The following is a 19602-nucleotide window of genomic DNA, read 5'->3' as shown; positions in this document are numbered from 1 at the left end:
ACTAATTATCCTTTCTAAATTTTCTAACTGTATTGTGAAACTCGCATGCTTCTAATAAATCCTCCGCACTACATTGATACGTTTGTAACATTTTTATCACAATAGGTATCGGTGGCAATCTGTTAGAACACTCATATTTCCTATAAGCCGATTCACTAATCCCAAGCTTTTTAGCAGTTTGAGTAGCACTCATTTTGCTCATCTTCCTTAAATCTCCGAATGTTTTTCGTTTCATGTTTTGAACCTCCTTACAGTTATTATAATATCACCCACAGTGATATTTTCAAAACCTTAGTATCACTTTTATCACATCGTTGACAAAAATAGGCTTGTTCGATTACTTGGTTTATATCATTTGCTTTGAATTATTAAGTTTCTCTTTAATTTTGTCACACAATGTGATATAATCGATAAAAAAGTATATGTTTTGAGGTATTAATATGAAAGGTGAAGTGTTAAAAAAACTAAGAGATAGTAAGCATTTAACGCAAAATCAACTTGCAAAAGAATTAAATATTTCTGGAAGTAGCATAAGAATGTATGAAACTAATAAAAGAACTCCTACTTTAGAAACTGCTAAAGCTATAGCAGAATTTTTTAATGTTACTGTTGAAGATTTGGATGATATTGATTGTATAGAAGGAAATGATAAAGCTTCTCTAGCTGTTGTAGATAAATTAATAGATAAACTAATAGAAAGTAATATTATCACTGATGTAAATAATATAGATCCCGATACAGAAGAACTTATCGCATACGCTGTTAAATTACAAATAGACAAAAAAATAAAAGAAAAAAGCTAGCTTTTACTAGCTTTTTTCTTTTCTGCAACATAATTAATTATGGTTTGAATATCTTCTTCTTTTAATTGTTTAATTTTTTTAAATTTTAATAACCTCTGCCTTAACATAAAAGCACCCCCAAAGTTGCGTTACAAATATATTACAACTATAGGAATGCTTTTACAACACTCGATGTGACTCACATCTTGTCGAATACGTCACATTTCTAATACTATAACGGTTCTGTTGTACCTGGATCATTACTAAAACAAACTATTCTAGTTGCAGGATTCACAACTGTAAATGTACACGCTAGCATTAATCCAGCTAAAAGTATTGATATTTTCTTCTTCAATTCCAACACCACCCTTCATTTCTATAATAACCCACGTAATTTATCGTCGCAAGAAAAACTTTTCACTATATTACTTATCATTCTTACATCTATCGGCAAGTTACATTTTTTCAATATTATTTCTAAAATTTTATATGAATATGATTCGGACTTACTAAAAAACGGGAAAATATAATTATACATTTTTACCACTTCTTTTTCATTGTTCATTTTGCTAAGTAAGTATGCTACATCTGCAAATGTGTTAAAAACATTTTCTTCCGTATCTTTTTTAGCAATTTGTAAAATCATTTTATTGCTTAATACATTATATTTGTACCAGATTCTAATATTACTTATATTTGCACACGCTTTATCAATATATTTCTCTGCAGTTTTGTAATGATGTAATAATGTATATATATAAGTAATACTAGCATAAGTGTTAGCTTTTAGATTCTCGTCATTAGTTCTGCGAACTATTTTGCAATATATGTTTAATGCTTCATCATATTTTTTTAGCATAGTTAATGTATTAGCTTCTAAAGTCAATACTGTTTCTATATTTTCTTTGATTTTTAACTTTTTAATTAATTCGAGTATTTGCAAAGTCTTGCTATAATTTTTTTCTTCATAATATGCAACTCCTAAATTATAATAATAAGACAGTTTTTTCTTTTCGTCTTTTATTATCTCGATATCGTATTGTATTAACTTACTAGTATCAATTACATTTTTATAATCTCCTGTTGCATAAAAAGATTTAATTAACAATAAAAAATTATCTATTCTTTCATTGCTATTAAGATTTAGATGAATTAATTTAAGACAATTTGTTTTTATTAAAGAACTGCTTGTATATAAATCTTTTCCTAACTTTTCATTTGCTTTCATTAACATATCTTTTTGTTCTTCTGGTACAATAAATCTAAGAGCATTTTCAAATTCCTCTATTGTTTTTTCATTATTTATATCTAAATTTGCAAGGATTTCTTCAACATCGCAAGCCACTATCCCCATTAAAAAATCGGAATTTATTGCGTAATCTAAGATTATGCCTTTTTGCCTTTGCACTTCAACTGCTTTATTGGCTAACTTTATTGCTTGCCTGCGTTTTAATTTATTCTGTCCATTTTCTAACTTACTCACAGCAGTTCTGCTTAGCCCTTGGCAAGCTAATTCTTCTTGTTTTATTTTTAAATCTTTTCTTATTTGCTTAAGTCTAGTCTCCATAGCTCTCCCCCAACCACAGTATTTTTTATTTATTCAGTTTACTTATTCCATATCAATATATTACCATATAGGTTATACACTCGTCAACACTGTGGCAAAAACTTTTTGCAATTTTATTTTCGTAAACAACTTGCTTATAAGTGTATATAAGTGTATACTGAAATTGCAATGATATTGAGGTGATATAATGGCTATTGCGGAGAACAAAGACAAAATCATGGTTGTTTCAAAAAAAGCAACAAAGGACAAATTAATAGAGTTAGCGGAAAAGGATGGAAGAACTTTAAGTAATTTTTGCAATATGATTTTTGAAAATTACTTATCCGAGTTAGAAAAAGCCACTAAATAGTGGCTTTTTATTTCCAAGAAGGAGGAAAAATGAAAGGTGCTGTAAGGAAACGTGGTGACACATGGAGTTACTATTTTAACCTAGGATTAATCGACGGGAAACGTAAAAAGAAAGAAAAAGGAGGTTTTAAAACAAAAAAAGAAGCCGAAAAGGCTCTCCGTGATGCAATAAGCGAATTTGAAAAAGGATATATTGAGCCTACTAAAGTTAACTTTACAAGTGTATCTACACAATGGTTAGAGGAATATATAAAACCTCTTAGAAAAATAACGACATATAGTAGATATAAAGAAATGAATAAAAAATATTTGATTCCCTATTTAGGTTTTAAAGAAATAAATAAAATAACCGCTTTAGATATAGAACGAATGTTACTAGATATAAAAAAGAATAATATTAGCGATACTACTTTGCAAGGAATATATACGCTTTGTAATTCCATATTTGAAAGAAGTATAAAACTGCATCTGATACAAAACAATCCCTGCAAAGGCGTTGAGCGACCACAGAGAAATAAAAAACAAACCGATGTATTAGAAGTTGAAGAAATACCATTATTAATTAAAACTTTAGATTTAGAAAATGAATATGATTATATGTTTTATGTAGCTTTTAGATTAACCTTAGAACTAGGTCTTAGGCGTGGAGAATTAGCTGGGTTGACTTGGGAAGATATAAGCTACGGAGAAAATGTGGTATCCATTCACAATAATTTAATTTATAACTACGGACACACTTACATGGAAACTACAAAAACAAAAGGAAGTACCAGAACTATTTATGTTTCAAATGAACTTTTAGAGATGTTAACTCAATTAAATAAAAGGCAAGAATTCAAAAAAAATGAATACGGAGAGTTCTATGAAAATAATATTTTTAATGATAAAAGTTATGATCTAGTCATGAGGTGGGATAATGGAAAATACATTCACCCTATGTACTACACTAATAAAATAAAAAAGGTTGTAGCTGCTGCTGGAATAGATAAAACTATTCGTTTTCATGACTTAAGACATACTAATGCGACTTTATTAATTCAACAAGGTGTGGATTTTAAAACAGTGCAAACAAGACTAGGGCATGAGGATATTAATACAACTTTAAATATTTACGCTCATGTTAATAAAGAGATGCAAAAAAATGCTACAGAAAAATTAAATAATATTTTTGGTGGCAAATTGGTGGCAAAAAAATAATAGCTAGTCGTTAAACTAGCTATATTGTTGCGAGATAAGTCGTATAAGCCGAGTTCTGTATTAAGCAATCATCTATCTAGGCCTATCGTTGCCAATAGGCTCAAGCGACACACCCGGAGGCGGGACGGGCAATCCCATAATGCCCCTCTATTCGGTCTTGCTCCAAGTGGGGTTTACATAGCCATATAGTCACCTATATGCTGGTGAGCTCTTACCTCACCTTTCCACCCTTTCCCTAAGGTTTCTGGTGAACCTTAAGGTGGTATATCTCTGTTGCACTTTCCTTCGAGTCACCTCGACTGGCCATTAACCAGCACCCTGCCCTGTGGAGCTCGGACTTTCCTCTCCTAAGTAAAACTTAGCAGCGATTGCCTGGCTTACTCGCAAGATTTATATTAACATATTTAAATCTGTATTGCAAATTTTTTTAAATTAATCTTATTGGTTACAAAGATTTTTAGTACCAAGTGTTCTATTATTTTCTCTGACTTTTTCATTAGCATTGTATTATTCGTTATCTTCTTCTTTTGTTTTATCTTCCATTATTTTTTTTAAATCAATTTCTTCTCGTATGCTAATCCTAATTTCATCTACTTCCATTCCGCCTTGAGCAAAATAGATTTTTAAATAACAGTTTTGATTAAATATAACACCTAAATCTCTAGTTACATTTATCCATTCTCCATTGGTGCCATTGATAGTAATCATTGAAACTATACTTCTATCAATAGAAATTGTAACTGGCATCTGAGCTAATTCACCCGAATGGGATTTGACCTTTAAGCTGATATCATAAAGTCCTCTCTTAGCAAAATTCAAAGCAAACATAGTAGTATCTCCTCTACCTGTTTTCAATCCTGTTAAATCAAGTAAAGTGTCATCTTCTATTCTCTGATATGCTAAATCAAAAGCAATATTATCTTCATTCTGAGCATTTTCTGATGCTGCCTTTTCTTCTTCACTCATTCTTCCAAGGAAACGTTCCATAACAGGAGAATTCATTAACATATAGCAAATGTTTGCTGCATTTCTGATAAGTTCACCACGAGTAACAACACCATTGTTAAAGCTCTCTTCTAAAATGTCATTACCAGTATTTTTTGCTGCATTTTCAACTACCATATAAAGATCATTTTGAGCACGAACCATGTATTGTGTGTTGGTATGAGCTGCTGTTTCTTCGCCATCTTCATTCATCTTTGCCCACCAATCTGTCATTACGATTCCTTTAAATCCCCATTCTTTTCTCAAAATAGTGGTAAGTAAATCATAATTACCTGCTGTCCAAATTCCATTTAGTGCACCATAGGTAGACATAACACTTCTAGCTTTTCCTTCTTTTACTGCAATTTCAAAGCCCTTTAAATAAATTTCACGAAGAGCTCTTTCAGAAATTACACTATCACTTTCATTACGCCCAAATTCTTGATTATTTCCTGCAAAATGCTTTATTGTTCCTGTAACACCAAATTCATGCATACCACTTAAGCAAGCTACTGCCATCTTACCAGTTAGTAAAGGATCTTCAGAAAAATACTCAAAGTTACGTCCATTTAGTGGATTTCTATGAATATTCAAGCCTGGTCCAAGTAAAGTATCAACTCTATTCTTTCTTAGTTCTTTACCTTCCATAACGTATAATTCTTTAACAAGTTCAGTATTGAATGAACAAGCAAGACAAGTTCCGTTTGGCATACTGAAAGCATAAGTTCCACAATCCATTCTTATTCCTGATGGGCCATCTGCACAGCAACCAACTGGAATTCCAAAGCCATGAAGATTATCAGTAACCCCTCCAAAAGCCCCAGCAGTTCCTGGAGTTACCTTAGGAGAACTCATACCTTCTCCTCTAGACATATGAATTAGATCTTCGTCAGAAAGCTGTGCTAAGAACTCATCCAATGAAATCTTATTATCAAAAACATCTCCTAATTTATAACCTTTATCACCTGTATAAGGGATTTCTTCTGGGCGACCATCTATAATACGTTTTTGTAAATCAATAGTACGTAATGGTGTCGCTTCATTTACTAATTCTACTCCAGCAACTGTTTCATTTGCATGAAGTCTTTCATAAGCTATTTTAGGAGCTACTGCTTCCTCAAGTTCTTCTACCACTATCAATTCCGCAATTTCTAAAACTCCAGACAAAGCTGCATTTCTAACATCTGTTCCAACATAGAATTCGTATTTTCCAGCCTCTAATACATAGCAAGACTTATGTCCTGTTACTCCACTATCGTCATAGGATGCAATATCTTTTACAGAAATACTAAGTTCTATTGTTTCATTTGAGCCTGGTGCTAATTCTTTAGTTTTTCCAAAGGCTTTTAACTCTCTAGAAGGTTTTCCTAGTTTTCCTTGCGGTGCAGATAAATATGCTTGAACAACTTCTTTTCCTTTTACATCTCCAGTATTTGTTACCTTCACCAAAATATTAACTATTCCTGATTTATCATGCTTCAACTGACAATCAGATTCTTGTCCATCAAACTTTGGAACTTGAAACAAGATATTTTCTGTTTTGAATGTAGTATAAGAAAGACCAAATCCAAATGGATACATCACTTTATCTTTTGCTACAGTTTCAAAGTAACGATATCCAACAAAAATATCTTCAGCATAAAAATTACGCTTTTTATCTCCAAAATAAGCTGTAGAAGGATAATCTTCAATATTATAAGCAATAGTATCACTTAGCTTACCGCAAGGTGTTACCTCTCCTGTTAGTACATCTAGAACTGAATTTCCACCTTCTTGACCACCATGCCATGCATATAATACAGCTGCTGGGTTATAAGTATCTACCCACTTCATATCAATAATATTACCAACATTTAAAACAACAGCTACTCTTTTGAATGCTTTGCAAACCTTTTGAAGCATATCTTCTTCTAAATCAGTTAGAAGGTAACTTCCTTTTTCTGCAGAGCTATCCTTATCTTCTCCTGCAGTTCGGCCAATAATAACTACTGCAAGATCAGAGTTTAAAGCTGCATTAGAAACCACTTCATCAGTTAATGGCATTTCTTCTTGAGACCAAGGTTCTTCTCCCCAATGTATACCTCTGTTACATGGATGTTCCTTTACCCATTCTTCGTAAATTCCTAACAAATCTTTGTTTATATATATGTCTTTACAATTCTTTAACGCATCTAAAATACCAACCACATATCTAGTATTAACCATACCACCTGAACCAGTACCACTCTTATAGTAGTCTAATTGAATTCTTCCAAATACAGATGCTGTTTCTCCTTTTTTAATTGGTAGAGCCTTATTATCATTCTTTAAAAGGACTGCTCCTTCTGCTGCAGCTCTTCTAGAAATATCAGCATATAAATTCCAATCTATATCATACTTTCCCATTATATAATATCCATCCTTCTATCTTTTATAGTTTACGTATCTAGAAATAAATAACAAGTCCAAATAAACTAGTATCTGGACTTATTTATTTTTTGAAGATAACTTATAATTCTTTAATTGCTTTTGCAATTTCTATACATAAATCTTCTGCCTGTGGAACAATTCCTATTTTATCAATAAAGGCATGAGTCATACCCTTATATCTAAAAGTAGTAACAGGTACTCCATCATCAGATAATTGTTTTGCATAAAATTCTGTTTGAATACGTAATCCATCAAATTCTGCTCCAAACAATAAAGCTCTTGGTAAATCAGCATGAGACTTAGCCATCATTGGACTAACATATGGATTGTACATATCCTCTTTATTGGTTATATAACAACCGCTCATAGGATCACTTGAAGCATCCTTTGCTGGTCTTCCAAGCATCAAGCATCCTTTAATTATCTCTTTCTGTTCTTCTGATATTTCAAAAAGATCTTCTGACCATTCATACCCAGGAACACTAGCATCACCAATAGCTACTCCAGGATATATCAATGCTTGTAGTGCAATTTTAGGTGTTCCTTCCTCTCTTGCTTTTAAACAAACTGCAGCTGTATAGTTTCCTCCAGCACTATCTCCTGCTACTGTAATTTTATCAGGATCAATGCCATATTCTTCTGCATGGTCATACACATGCTTTACTGCATAATAATTATCATTCAATCCATTTGGATATGGTTTTTCTGGTGCAAGAGAATAATCTACATTAAATACTACTCCATCAATCAATTCGGCTAATAATCTACAGAAATTCTCTACAGTGTAAACAGAACCTCCTATCCATCCACCTCCATGAATGAATACAACTGCCGGACGTTTTCTATTCTTTTCTGATTTTCTTGGATAATAGCGCCAAAGTCCTACAGTATTCCCACTTTCCTTTAACTCCTCATATTTTGTATGAATTTCAACTGTATTTAAATTACGATTTGCAAATCCCATAAACTCACGCATTATAGGAATTAAAACTTCCATAGGTATAGGTTCCTTCGGAGGCTCTTGTTGCATGTTTCCAGCCCAGTGTTCCTTCATAATATTTAACTCTCTTGGATCTAAATATCCTGGTCTATCTTCTCCAGGGCTTGGCTTAAAAATAACATCAATTCCATTATTTTTAATAGTAATCGTTTTCTGTTGTAATTCATCTAATAAAGCTTGTTCATATTCTTTCAAACTAAACACCTCTCATCAATTTTTTTCTCAATGTTCTATATAATGTTCATATTAATGAATATATATCTATTAACCCTATAAATAACTTCTTAATAGTACTCATCAATATATTAGTTATATTTTACTATCAAATAAATGTTTGTTTATAACTATCATCATATTTTTATAACTTTATTCCTTTAGTTATCGTTTTCAATGCTTTTAATAAAGTATTATAATTTAATATTCTCCAACCTGTATTCATGATTAAGTAATTACGCACTTTCTATGTAAATAAAAATAGCATGCTAATTGGCATACTATTTTTATAAAGATATAAACTTAACTAAATTTTATAAATCTATGAATAATATATATTCAAAAAAATATATAGTGAATTTATTTCTGCCTTTTCAAATTATAACTTAATGGCATAAAACCATAGCGAGCATAGAATGGTAGCGCTTCTTCATTACCATAAATTACTCCAATGGCTATATTCGCTATCTCATTTTCCTCAAACCAACTCAAAGCTCTTCCCATTAACTTTCCACCAAGACCATACTTTCTATACTCCTTTTCAATATAAATTGATTGCACCTCTCCTGAAGCACCATCTATAGAACTTAAACAATAACCTACATATTTATTATTATCATTATCTAAAATCACATCAAATTTATAATTTCCTTGAGCATTAATAGATACAAATCTTTGATCAAAGGTAAAGTTCTCAAATCTCCTCTTAAAATATTGAGTCTTATCCTTATGCATAACATTTAACTTTTCCCATAAGGATCTTATAATATCAATTTCAGTTATATCTTTTTCAACTATACTTATATTCAAAATCTATCATCTCTCTATCATAGAAATATTATTAATTTTACTTTAATTCTTATGTGATTCCTTAAATTATAATCTATAAAATCTTACTATTGTATTTTTTTCATAAGTTCTACAGTCGCATCAACTGCCTGCTTAACTTGTTCTTCTTGAGAAATTGTAGCTTGCTTATCCCCAGATTGAGCTCCATAATCTCCAAATTGCCCATGATTTCCACCTTTTATTTCTACAAAAGTTGTATCCTTTGGCAAAGCTGCATTTCTAACCTTATCAAGCTTAGCAACACCATCATTACTTCCCCATATAGATACTACCTGCTTATTACTATTTTTAAGTTCATCACCTTGTGGATAAGAAGCATATAAAGCTACGCCTTTTATTTTGTCATGCTTTGAAGCATACTTACACGCCATAACTCCACCTAAGGAATGACCACCAATTGCCCAGGTTTGTATCTGTGGAAATTTTTCTATAACTTCATCTGCTTTGTTTGGAGAAAATATTGCAAAATTTAATGGCATTGATACTATTACTACCTTATATCCTGCATTTGCAATTTGTCTGCACAAAGGTGCATATGCCATAGGATCAACCTTTGCTCCAGGGTAAAAAATAAGTCCTTTAGTTGCATTTTCATTTTTAGAATCAAATATTATAAAATCTCCATCTGTCACTGCCATACTATTATCACTTTTAAGTGCTACAGTCGCTAAAGACTTATGCTTATAAGAATTTGTCATCCAAATTAAAGTTCCTCCAATGAATACAACTAAAACTATAGCTATACCTATAAAAATTCTTTTTTTCATGCTCTTCCTACTTGTTTTTGTGTTACTCAAATTTATACTCTCCTTCAAATTATTATATTTACCTTGTATTTTTTATAATGTAATTCTTCGTAATTATAATGATTCATATTTGTTTCTTCCTTAAGGATAATGGCATATTCTAATCTATTTTCAGATTTCCTAATACTTTTTAAGCTTGTATAGAAATTATATCATTTTTAATATTCTTCATAATATAAAACTGTTTGTAGTTGTCTATGCATCTCCCATATGTTACAATCTTGGTTACACAAAATTATAATTGTTGTATCAGCTTTAGGATAATAAGAAAGCATTGCTCCAACACCATAATTCATCCCATCTTTCCTCATACAAAAAACCTGATCCTCTATTTCAACAAATTCAAAAGCAAACCCATTTCTTATAGTTGCAGTAGGAACGGGTTTCCATTTTGAAAAAGGCTTAGAGAACTTTACCTGTGGTGAAAATATCATATTTGTATATTTCTCATTCAGTATTTCTTTATCTTTGAGCTTTCTTAAAAAGATGTCCAAATCATTTACAGTAGTATAAACGCCTGCATCTGGTGCACCTATTGGTGGATATGAATATATATTTTTTCTCCATTCTATAAACTTTCCATCCTCATCACAATATTCATAATAACCTTCTGCTGTATTTTCATTTACACAATCCATAGCTAAGAATTTTGTATTATGCATTTCCAAAGGCCTAAAAATATTTTCAGTAACAAACTGATGATAACTTATACCTGTTATTTTTTCTATAGCTAGTCCAAGTAGTACAAAAGCACAATTATTATACCTTACATCTGTCCCCGCCTTAAATACAGGCTCTTTATACGCGAACTGTGGAAGAAAATCAGCAGTGTTACGAATTGAATAATTAGGTTTTTCTTTAAATAAATCTGCATAATCTTCCCCAGCCTCTTCATCTGCATCATCAGCTATGCCTGAGGTATGAGTTAATAAATGAAAAATTGTTACATCTGTTGGTATGGTAGTTCCCTTTAGATCAATAATATCTGTAATCTTATCTTCAAGCTTCAATAAATTCTTTTGTATTAGCAGCAATATAGCTGTAGCAGTAAACACTTTTGTAATTGATGCTGTATCAAACTTTGTATTTACTTTATTCTCTATTATAAACCCCTTATGAGCTAATCCATAAGCTTTTTCGAATATCTTTTTTTCCCCTTTTTTTATTAAACATACCCCTGAAAAATTATTATTTTCACTAAATCTTTGGCATATTTCTTGAAATTTTTCTTTCATCATATCCTCCACTATAGTTATATATGAAATATTAGTTCCATTATGCTTCCTCCAGAAATTCCAAAATACTCAAATAACATAACTGTATGTATAGATCAATAATATGAAACACTAATATGCATAATTGCCATTCTAAATTATACCACCTATTTAAAATTAATGCATATAGCAAAAACTACACCGCATTATTCTCAATAAATTACAGTGTAGCTTCTATTCATAAATACCTATTCTTCTAAACATATTAAAATAAAATAAGATAAAGAATAACAAAGAGAAGGATAAGCATTACTAATGGTATTCCTATTCTGCTTAAAATAAATAGTCCTACAAGTACTGCTAATAAAATTAATATAAGATTTAATCTATTGCTTTTTTCCATCTTCTTTTTCCATTTATCAAACCAATGAGATAATTTAATTCCTTTTCCTCCAATATTGCCTTTGAAACCTTTATCTGATACGCTATCCTTAACATCATCCATTACTTTTTTAAAGTCATCCCCTAAATTATCAAATCCTCTGGATTTATCTTCACTAGTACCTTTTCTGTAATATCTACTTCCCTTTCTTTTGGCCATTTATAACATTCCTTCCCCCATTAGTTCATATTAAATTATATGATGAGAGAAGTCACTTTATTTAATAATCTTCTATTTTTATCCGATAGCTAGCATCCGTAACACTCCAATCTTATATGAAACTCCTCTTCCTAAAGTCAGATGAGTAAGCGATTCACACTAAATCATAGATTTAGGTTCTCTGCTTAAGTTGGAGATAACGGCTGCACGCTCCTGGATAAGTTCAACTAAGATTCAGATGGGGATCAAACCCCACCTGAATCAAGTTTCACTTGATATCCATATGCTTTAGATCAGCCCCATCTTTCTCCATTTACCACTTTTCCATCTAAAAAGCATTATTATTCCTCGTAACCATTCATCCATCCCACAAGCTATCCATATTCCTGCTAAAGCAAATCCAAATTTCACACCAAAAATAAATGAAAATAAGACTGATACTCCCCACATAGACAAAATCCCGCAGTATACTGGAAACTTCACATCTCCTGCAGCTCTTAATGAACTTATAATTACTACATTAAACACCTTACCAACCTCTACCAATACATCAATAATAAGCACTAAAGAGGCAATTTTTATTATTTCTTCATTTGAAGTAAATATAGATGTCAGAGCTCTGCTGAATACGGCTGACATAAGTGCTACAGAAACAGAAATTCCAATTCCAACCTTCACACTATCTAAACATATATGGTAAGCCTCTTCTTGTTTTTTTGCTCCTATCTTATTACCTACTAAAATACTTGTACCTTGTCCTATAGCTGCTGTAAATACAATGGTAAACATGGTAATATTATTTATATATGCCTTTGCAGCCAAAGTATTTGTTCCCATCTGCGTAATAAATGATGTTATTACCATTTGAGATGTATTATAAGAAATCTGTTCTCCTGCACTAGGTATTCCTATCTTTAATATCCTCTTAAGCATATCAAACGGAAAAGGCCTAAGTAACTTAAAGGATATATTTTTATCTACCTTTTTAACCAAAATAATAAACATTACTATTAAAGCTAAACTTCTACTTACTGAGGTTGAAAGGGCTGATCCTCTCACCCCTAATGCAGGCAATCCAAACTTTCCAAATATCAATAAATAATTTCCTATAATATTAAGAATGTTCATTCCTATTGCTGAATACATAGTTATCTTAGTAAAGCCATGGCTTCTAACTATAGCGGATATAGTGCTTAGCAATGCTTGTACAAAAGCCGCTCCACCAACTATAGTTAAGTAATCCACTCCATAGGGCATAACCTCTTGAGGTACATTTAGTAAGGATAATAAATTTTTTGCAAATAAAATTAGTACTAAGCTCAATACAATTCCTAAAGTAGCATTAAAAAGCAGTGATACTGTAGCTACTATTCCTAAATTTTTCTCATCTTTCGCTCCTTTATATTGAGCACAGAGTATTGCAGTACCTGTAGTAACTACTGCAAATAATAAATTTATAAATCCTGCAATTTGATTACTGACACTTACTGCTGCTACTGCCTTATCTGAGTATCTGCTTAACATTATTGTATCTACTGTTCCAAGTAGCATAAATAATGAGAGTTCGATAAATAAAGGCCACGTTAATCTAATTAGCTCTTTTCTCATAACCCTTTTATTCATTTATATTCCCCCCAAAAACTTGTTAACTTAAATAATTTCATAAGGATCTTTTATTTTAGAAGATACTATAAATTCTATATTACTATATTGTTCCTTTACTTTAGTTTTAAGCATTTCTATTGCTTGCAAGAATGATAACCACTCTGTACCAAAATGTCCTGCATCAATTATATTCATACCCATTTCTTTATAATCACTAACAAAGTGATAAGTAGTATCACCAGTTAATATAGTATCTGCTCCTTTGGCTCTTGCCAACTCAAAATAATCTTCTCCACTTCCATTTACTATAGCCAATTTTTTTACACTTGAATTTAAATTTCCTGCATATCTTAAATTCTTCAAATTCAATTTATCTTTCACTAAGTCTATAACCATTCCAAGACTTGCATCCTTAAGTTCTACTATTCTACCAATACCAGCTGCATTATAATTACTATCATTAACTTTTTCAATAATGTCTCCTTTTTCAAAACCTAATATTCTAAGAAGACTATCATTTAGGCCTCCACATACAGTATCAAAATTAGTGTGAGAACTATATAAAGCTATATCATTTTGAATTAAATTTATAACCTTTCTGCCCTGCAGAGTATCTGTAGTTATATTAGATGGTTTTATAAACAATAGAGGATGGTGGGTTACAATAAGCTCCACCTTATTCTCTACTGCTTCCTCAATTACATCCAGAGTGCAATCTAAAGCTAATAGTATTTTTGTTATCTCTTTTTGTGAATCTCCAATCATAAGACCTACGTTATCATAACTCTCTTTAAGCTCTTTTGGAGCTATACTTTCCATAATCTCAATAAAATCTTTTAACTTCATTTGTATATCATCACCTTCAATCTTTTAAATTGATTAGTTTATCATTGCCTTCAATCTCTTAACTTTTTCCTCTAAGTCATGTTTCCTCTCTTTAGCAGACTCACTATTATCTTTTAGATATCCTAATATTTTTTCATAAGATTCTATCTTGCTACTTATATAATTTTTAATAGTGCTGTCACCTTTATCAATTAATACTGAACTTATTTCATAATCAAGTTCATCATATGTACCTACATTTTTAACATCCTTATTAAACTTTACCTTGAAACACTCATAGTATTTCCCATCATCCTCGCAGATATCCTCATCTAGAACTTCAAAAGAATTGTTATATAAAAATTCTCTAAGCACCTCTGGATTTTGAGCTGGCTGTAATACTAAATAATCCATTAACTTCACCTTTGACATATCAGCTAAGATAATATCTCTTATTAGATTTCCACCCATTCCTGCAACTATAACTGCATTTACTTCTCCCTTCTTTATTGGAAAAAAGCCACCTCCAAGCCTGCAGTAAACTCTATCCAACATTCCTTCAAATCCTATATTTGTTTTAGCCTTTTCTAAAGGACCTTTATTTATATCTGTAGCAATTGCCTTTTTGCATAATTCTCTTTTTATTAATTCTACCACTACATATCCATGATCTGTTCCAACATCAGCAATACATTCACATCTATCTACTTTACTTAAAATCATGTTAAGTCTTTTGCTTAATTCCATTGACTTTTGCTCCTTTTCAACCTTTTGGAAATCTTTTTGAAGATTCCTTGTTATCCTTGCAAATTATATCACAAATAGCTCAATAATTTAAAGCTATAACCTTGCATTTTCTCACATTTATATATTCTAACAAATAAACTATATACTCATTTCTAACTGTACTTATGTTATCAATATAAAGTATTAATTACAATTTATATCTTAATCAGATATTCTTATATAAAAAAATAGCACCTAAGTGCTATTTTAGTCTAAATAATCTTTTAATTTTTTACTTCTACTTGGATGACGAAGTTTTCTTAAAGCTTTAGCTTCTATTTGTCTTATTCTTTCTCTTGTTACATTAAACTCTTTACCAACTTCTTCTAGAGTTCTAGCTCTTCCATCATCAAGACCGAATCTTAATCTTAATACTTTTTCCTCTCTTGGAGTTAAAGTATCTAAGACATTTATAAGTTGCTCTTTAAGCATTGTAAATGCTGCTGCTTCTGCAGGAGCCAATGCATCATCATCTGGAATGAAATCACCTAAATGGCTATCCTCTTCTTCTCCAATTGGAGTTTCCAAAGAAACTGGTTCTTGAGCTATCTTTAAGATTTCTCTTACCTTTTCCACTGGCATATCCAAATGCTTTGACAATTCTTCTGGAAGTGGATCTCTTCCAAGTTCTTGAATTAATTGTCTTTGCACTCTTATAAGTTTATTTATAGTTTCTACCATATGAACTGGTATTCTAATAGTTCTAGCTTGATCTGCTATAGCTCTAGTAATAGCTTGACGTATCCACCATGTAGCATAAGTACTAAACTTAAAACCTTTTCTATAATCAAACTTTTCAACTGCTTTTATAAGTCCTAGATTTCCTTCTTGTATAAGATCAAGGAACATCATTCCTCTTCCCACATATCTTTTAGCTATACTTACAACAAGTCTTAAATTTGCTTCAGCAAGCTTTTTCTTTGCTGCTTGATCGCCTTCTTCTATTTTTTCAGCAAGAACTATTTCTTCTTCAGATGAAAGTAGAGGCACTTTTCCTATTTCTTTCAGATACATTCTAACTGGGTCATCAATTGCAATCCCTTCTGGAATAGATATATCTAATTCTTCTTGTACTTCCTCATTAGCAGCAATATCACCTATTATCTCTATTCCTAATGATTCAAGCACCTCATATATTTTTTCAATATGTTCTGGATTTATATCTATCTCTTCAAGTTCGCTCATTATTTCTTTATAGGTTAAAGTCCCACTTTTCTTGCCTTTATCTATAAGTCTCTTTACTATGACCATTTTAGCATTTTTATCTTTATTAATTGCATTAGCCTTATCCTCAACTAACACTTTCTTTTCTTTCATTAATTTGCCTCCTTCCGCCATATCCTTAACTTCTGTTCAAGTTTTTTAACTTCATATCAATTTCTTTTTTAGCCTTAACAAGATTTAATGATTCCTCAAATAAATTATTTTCTTCACACTGTTTAAGTTGCTTCATAATTTTCTTTCTTTCTTCTTGAAGCTTAAACTTTTTTATTTCATACATATAATCATTAATTTCCTGCAAAACATCATTCTCATTGACAACCAACACTAACTCTTTAATTGATATCCATTCTTTTAATATCTCAGGACTTTGGCATTTAAACTCTATCTTTGATTCCAAGTTTTCTTCTTTATTATCTACAAGTTCCTTAATTATTCTATATAACTCATCATGGGACTTCATTGCAAAGTCGCCTTCTTCGATATATTGTATAATATTACTATAATATTCTTTTTGAAGCATTAATTTTAATATACTTCTTTCAGCCTTAACATAAGCAGGCTCCACATATAATTTTGTTCCATTTTTTGTATTATTATTCTCTAATTCTAAGTTTCCTAAAGAATTTGTCATTTTTTTAGATAACATATCATATATTGATTGTTCTCTTAATCCAGTTTCCTCTGATATCTTTTTTATATAAACATCTTTTTCCACTGGATTCAAATTTGCTAAAATCTCAGTAACCCTTTCCCCATACTCAATTACTTTAGTATTGTCTTTAAAGTCAATACCTTCCTTTGCTTTGAGAAGCCTATATTCAATTAAAGGTATAGCATTCTCAATAAGTTTCATAAACGCTTCTTTACCATTACTTCTAATGAACTCATCAGGATCTTTACCTTGAGGTACTGTAAGTACTCTAACATCAAACCCAACATCTCTTAATATGTCTAATCCTCTTAATGTGGCCTTCTGTCCAGCTAAATCTGCATCATAAGATATTATAACTTTTTCAGCATAACGCTTTAATAATCTAGCTTGATTAATAGTAAGAGCCGTACCAAGGGATGCTACTGTATTAGAAATGCCATATTGTTGCAAAGATATACAATCCATATATCCTTCTACTATTATAAAATACTTTTCTGGCAATCCATTTTTTATAGCATAATTAAGTCCATAAAGATTGAAGCCTTTATTAAACACAGGCGTTTCCGGTGAATTTAAGTATTTAGGTTTAGAATCATCTAAAACTCTTCCTCCAAAACCTATTACTTTTCCTTTGTAATCAAAAACAGGAAACATCACTCTATTTCTAAATCTATCAAAAACGGTGCCTCTTTCACTTTTTATAGCTAATCCTGCTTCTATAATAGTTTGGTCTTTGTATCCTTTTCCTCTCAAATACGTTAATAACGTACCCCAATTATTCATTGAAAAGCCTAAACCAAATCTATTAATAGTTTTTTCATTTATTCCTCTTCTCATAAAATATTCTTTTGCTGCAGAATTCTTTCTAAGATTAGAAAAATAAAATCTAGCTGCATCCGTGTTGACCTTAATTATTAAATCTTTTTTCTGGATTAATTTTTTATTTTTCCCTTCATCAAGATTTAATGGTATGTTTGCTCTTTCAGCTAAGTATATTGCTGCATCAACAAATCCTATATTTCTTGTTTTCATAACAAACGAAATTGTATTTCCTGCTTCTCCACATCCAAAACACTTATAAATTTGCTTATCTGGAGATACGCTAAAGGATGGCGTTTTCTCATGATGAAAAGGACAAAGACCTGAATAGTTTCTTCCGGCTCTTTTTAGCTTAACTACCTCAGAAACTATATCAACTATATCATTTTCTTCTTTTATTCTTTCAATAATTTCTTCTGGAATTTGCAATAAGAAACCCTCCACCTTTAATATTTTTTCGCAACTCACTATATATTCGACACAAAATGATAGTTTCCTTTTTTTATTTTAAAATTTTTCACATCATTTTTATTACTTAAGTTTACATAGATATTTTGAGTTACTATAAGAATATTTATACACATTTTTTAGAAATATATCTATTACCTGCTAATATACCACAATTTTAGGTACATAAATTTTATTAAATGTGCTAAGACAATAATCATCGCTCATTCCTGCTATGTAGTCTGCAACTCCTCGCTCTATTCCTTCTTCTTCAGCTATATTCCTATAAATTAGTGGCATTTGCTCAGGATGGACGAAATAATATTTTACCACATTTTCAATAACAAAACTAGCCTTTTTTCTTTCTATATCTAAGATATCCCCAAGATAAATATTTTTAAACATAAATTTTCTAAGTTCAGCTAAAGCTTCTCCTTTTTCTTTGCTTAAGGATACTTTAACCTCATTATTTTCTATATTTCTAATAGTATTATTAACTAAGTCATGAACTAAAGTGTCTATTCTTTCACTATTACTTTTCCCCAAAATCTCTACTATATCTTTAGGTAATTCTTCTTCTGATAGTAAACCAGCTCTAATAGAATCATCAATATCATGATTTACGTATGCAATCTTATCACTAAATCTAACAATTTGTCCTTCCAAAGTCTTAGCTTCAGAAAATTCATTGCTAAATCCACTATGATTGAGTATTCCGTCTATAACTTCTCTTGTTAAATTCAGACCTTTTCCATCATTCTCCAATTTAGATACTATTCTTACACTCTGCTCATTATGCCTGAATCCATCTTTAAGCATACTATTTAATACACTTTCTCCTGTATGTGCAAAAGCTACATGCCCTAAATCATGCCCCATGGCAATTGCTTCTGCTAGATATTCATTAACTCTGATTCCTACAGCTATAGTTCTTGCAATTTGTGATACTTCAATAGTATGAGTAAGTCTCGTTCTATAATGGTCGCCAGAAGTTTTTATAAATACTTGAGTCTTATGTTTCAACCTTCTAAAAGATTTGCAATGAATAATTCTGTCCCTATCCACCATAAAGACAGTTCTTATATCATCTTCCTGTTCCTTAAACACTCTACCTAAGGTGTCCTTTGAACATTTAGCCTCTTTAATCAATGTCAACTCTTCTAAACTTTGATTTTTCTCTCTTATATTCATACAACCCCTCCTTAAATATATTATTCTACTCTAATTGAAAAAATCCTCTAACTTTAAATATATATCTTTGTATCAACTTATAT

General features: G+C 31.0%; 18 protein-coding genes and 1 other RNA gene. 3 read left to right on the top strand and 16 right to left on the bottom strand.

Annotated features, from left to right (window positions below; genetic code table 11):
* Nucleotide 1 precedes the first annotated feature (1 nt).
* Nucleotides 2-235: a helix-turn-helix domain-containing protein gene (locus OCU47_RS04495; RefSeq protein ID WP_261827396.1), complete on the bottom strand. Its 234-nt coding sequence runs from the start codon at nucleotides 233-235 to the stop codon at nucleotides 2-4.
* Between the two features lie 205 nt (nucleotides 236-440).
* On the opposite strand from OCU47_RS04495, the gene OCU47_RS04490 reads away from it, so the two are divergent.
* Nucleotides 441-803 carry a helix-turn-helix transcriptional regulator gene (locus OCU47_RS04490; RefSeq protein ID WP_261827395.1) on the top strand — a complete coding sequence of 121 codons (363 nt, stop codon included), beginning with the start codon at nucleotides 441-443 and terminating at the stop codon, nucleotides 801-803.
* Nucleotides 804-1014: 211 nt separating this feature from the next.
* Here the strand turns inward: OCU47_RS04490 and OCU47_RS04485 are convergent, their stop codons facing one another.
* Both OCU47_RS04485 and OCU47_RS04480 read right to left on the bottom strand, forming a co-directional pair.
* Nucleotides 1015-1137 (bottom strand): hypothetical protein, encoded by a 123-nt coding sequence (locus OCU47_RS04485; RefSeq protein WP_261827394.1) that lies wholly within the window; start codon nucleotides 1135-1137, stop codon nucleotides 1015-1017.
* Nucleotides 1138-1158: 21 nt separating this feature from the next.
* Nucleotides 1159-2349 carry a helix-turn-helix domain-containing protein gene (locus tag OCU47_RS04480; protein WP_261827393.1) on the bottom strand — a complete coding sequence of 397 codons (1191 nt, stop codon included), beginning with the start codon at nucleotides 2347-2349 and terminating at the stop codon, nucleotides 1159-1161.
* A 187-nt stretch (nucleotides 2350-2536) separates the two neighbouring features.
* Here OCU47_RS04480 and OCU47_RS04475 point away from each other — a divergent pair, with 187 nt between their 5' ends.
* Complete coding sequence (locus OCU47_RS04475) at nucleotides 2537-2698, top strand: hypothetical protein (protein WP_261827392.1); 162 nt, start codon at nucleotides 2537-2539, stop codon at nucleotides 2696-2698.
* A 29-nt stretch (nucleotides 2699-2727) separates the two neighbouring features.
* A complete protein-coding gene (locus tag OCU47_RS04470) occupies nucleotides 2728-3894 on the top strand; it encodes a tyrosine-type recombinase/integrase (protein WP_261827391.1) in 1167 nt (388 codons plus the stop codon).
* Nucleotides 3895-3920: 26 nt separating this feature from the next.
* Here the strand turns inward: OCU47_RS04470 and rnpB are convergent.
* From rnpB to OCU47_RS04405, 13 genes are all read right to left on the bottom strand, one after another.
* Nucleotides 3921-4278: RNase P RNA component class A (rnpB, locus tag OCU47_RS04465), an RNA gene on the bottom strand.
* 123 nt (nucleotides 4279-4401) lie between these two features.
* Nucleotides 4402-7263, bottom strand: coding sequence for a glycoside hydrolase family 3 protein (locus OCU47_RS04460; RefSeq protein ID WP_261827390.1), 2862 nt, complete (start codon nucleotides 7261-7263; stop codon nucleotides 4402-4404).
* A 103-nt stretch (nucleotides 7264-7366) separates the two neighbouring features.
* The gene (locus OCU47_RS04455; RefSeq protein WP_261827389.1) at nucleotides 7367-8482 is read right to left on the bottom strand and encodes an alpha/beta hydrolase; all 1116 of its coding nucleotides are present in this window, start codon (nucleotides 8480-8482) and stop codon (nucleotides 7367-7369) included.
* Nucleotides 8483-8860: 378 nt separating this feature from the next.
* The gene (locus tag OCU47_RS04450; RefSeq protein WP_261827388.1) at nucleotides 8861-9310 is read right to left on the bottom strand and encodes a GNAT family N-acetyltransferase; all 450 of its coding nucleotides are present in this window, start codon (nucleotides 9308-9310) and stop codon (nucleotides 8861-8863) included.
* A gap of 86 nt (nucleotides 9311-9396) precedes the next feature.
* Nucleotides 9397-10146 carry an alpha/beta hydrolase gene (locus tag OCU47_RS04445; RefSeq protein WP_261827387.1) on the bottom strand — a complete coding sequence of 250 codons (750 nt, stop codon included), beginning with the start codon at nucleotides 10144-10146 and terminating at the stop codon, nucleotides 9397-9399.
* Between the two features lie 167 nt (nucleotides 10147-10313).
* Nucleotides 10314-11390 (bottom strand): serine hydrolase domain-containing protein, encoded by a 1077-nt coding sequence (locus tag OCU47_RS04440; RefSeq protein ID WP_261827386.1) that lies wholly within the window; start codon nucleotides 11388-11390, stop codon nucleotides 10314-10316.
* Nucleotides 11391-11634: 244 nt separating this feature from the next.
* Complete coding sequence (locus OCU47_RS04435) at nucleotides 11635-11970, bottom strand: DUF2207 domain-containing protein (protein WP_261827385.1); 336 nt, start codon at nucleotides 11968-11970, stop codon at nucleotides 11635-11637.
* 288 nt (nucleotides 11971-12258) lie between these two features.
* A complete protein-coding gene (locus OCU47_RS04430; RefSeq protein ID WP_261827384.1) occupies nucleotides 12259-13593 on the bottom strand; it encodes an MATE family efflux transporter in 1335 nt (444 codons plus the stop codon).
* A 27-nt stretch (nucleotides 13594-13620) separates the two neighbouring features.
* Entirely contained in the window at nucleotides 13621-14421 is an 801-nt protein-coding gene (locus OCU47_RS04425; RefSeq protein ID WP_261827383.1) for a Nif3-like dinuclear metal center hexameric protein, read from the bottom strand.
* Between the two features lie 33 nt (nucleotides 14422-14454).
* Nucleotides 14455-15147: a tRNA (adenine(22)-N(1))-methyltransferase gene (locus OCU47_RS04420; protein ID WP_261827382.1), complete on the bottom strand. Its 693-nt coding sequence runs from the start codon at nucleotides 15145-15147 to the stop codon at nucleotides 14455-14457.
* A 246-nt stretch (nucleotides 15148-15393) separates the two neighbouring features.
* Nucleotides 15394-16524, bottom strand: a complete 1131-nt coding sequence (gene rpoD / locus OCU47_RS04415; RefSeq protein ID WP_376778025.1) for an RNA polymerase sigma factor RpoD — start codon at nucleotides 16522-16524, stop codon at nucleotides 15394-15396.
* Between the two features lie 4 nt (nucleotides 16525-16528).
* Nucleotides 16529-18310, bottom strand: a complete 1782-nt coding sequence (dnaG, locus tag OCU47_RS04410; protein ID WP_261827380.1) for a DNA primase — start codon at nucleotides 18308-18310, stop codon at nucleotides 16529-16531.
* A gap of 180 nt (nucleotides 18311-18490) precedes the next feature.
* Complete coding sequence (locus tag OCU47_RS04405) at nucleotides 18491-19519, bottom strand: deoxyguanosinetriphosphate triphosphohydrolase (protein WP_261827379.1); 1029 nt, start codon at nucleotides 19517-19519, stop codon at nucleotides 18491-18493.
* Between the last annotated feature and the right edge of the window lie 83 nt (nucleotides 19520-19602).

Source organism: Clostridium sp. TW13, from assembly GCF_024345225.1.
GTDB lineage: Bacteria > Bacillota > Clostridia > Clostridiales > Clostridiaceae > Inconstantimicrobium > Inconstantimicrobium mannanitabidum.
The sequence above is the reverse complement of the archived record's forward strand: the minus strand, read 5'-3'. Positions and strand labels throughout refer to the sequence as shown.

Coding starts and splice junctions, on each gene's coding strand:
- OCU47_RS04495 (WP_261827396.1), bottom strand. CDS start 235: ATGAAACGAAAAACATTCGGAGATTTAAGGAAGATGAGCAAAATGAGT.
- OCU47_RS04490 (WP_261827395.1), top strand. CDS start 441: ATGAAAGGTGAAGTGTTAAAAAAACTAAGAGATAGTAAGCATTTAACG.
- OCU47_RS04480 (WP_261827393.1), bottom strand. CDS start 2,349: ATGGAGACTAGACTTAAGCAAATAAGAAAAGATTTAAAAATAAAACAA.
- OCU47_RS04475 (WP_261827392.1), top strand. CDS start 2,537: ATGGCTATTGCGGAGAACAAAGACAAAATCATGGTTGTTTCAAAAAAA.
- OCU47_RS04470 (WP_261827391.1), top strand. CDS start 2,728: ATGAAAGGTGCTGTAAGGAAACGTGGTGACACATGGAGTTACTATTTT.
- OCU47_RS04460 (WP_261827390.1), bottom strand. CDS start 7,263: ATGGGAAAGTATGATATAGATTGGAATTTATATGCTGATATTTCTAGA.
- OCU47_RS04440 (WP_261827386.1), bottom strand. CDS start 11,390: ATGAAAGAAAAATTTCAAGAAATATGCCAAAGATTTAGTGAAAATAAT.
- OCU47_RS04435 (WP_261827385.1), bottom strand. CDS start 11,970: ATGGCCAAAAGAAAGGGAAGTAGATATTACAGAAAAGGTACTAGTGAA.
- OCU47_RS04430 (WP_261827384.1), bottom strand. CDS start 13,593: ATGAATAAAAGGGTTATGAGAAAAGAGCTAATTAGATTAACGTGGCCT.
- OCU47_RS04425 (WP_261827383.1), bottom strand. CDS start 14,421: ATGAAGTTAAAAGATTTTATTGAGATTATGGAAAGTATAGCTCCAAAA.
- OCU47_RS04420 (WP_261827382.1), bottom strand. CDS start 15,147: ATGGAATTAAGCAAAAGACTTAACATGATTTTAAGTAAAGTAGATAGA.
- rpoD (WP_376778025.1), bottom strand. CDS start 16,524: ATGGCGGAAGGAGGCAAATTAATGAAAGAAAAGAAAGTGTTAGTTGAG.
- OCU47_RS04405 (WP_261827379.1), bottom strand. CDS start 19,519: ATGAATATAAGAGAGAAAAATCAAAGTTTAGAAGAGTTGACATTGATT.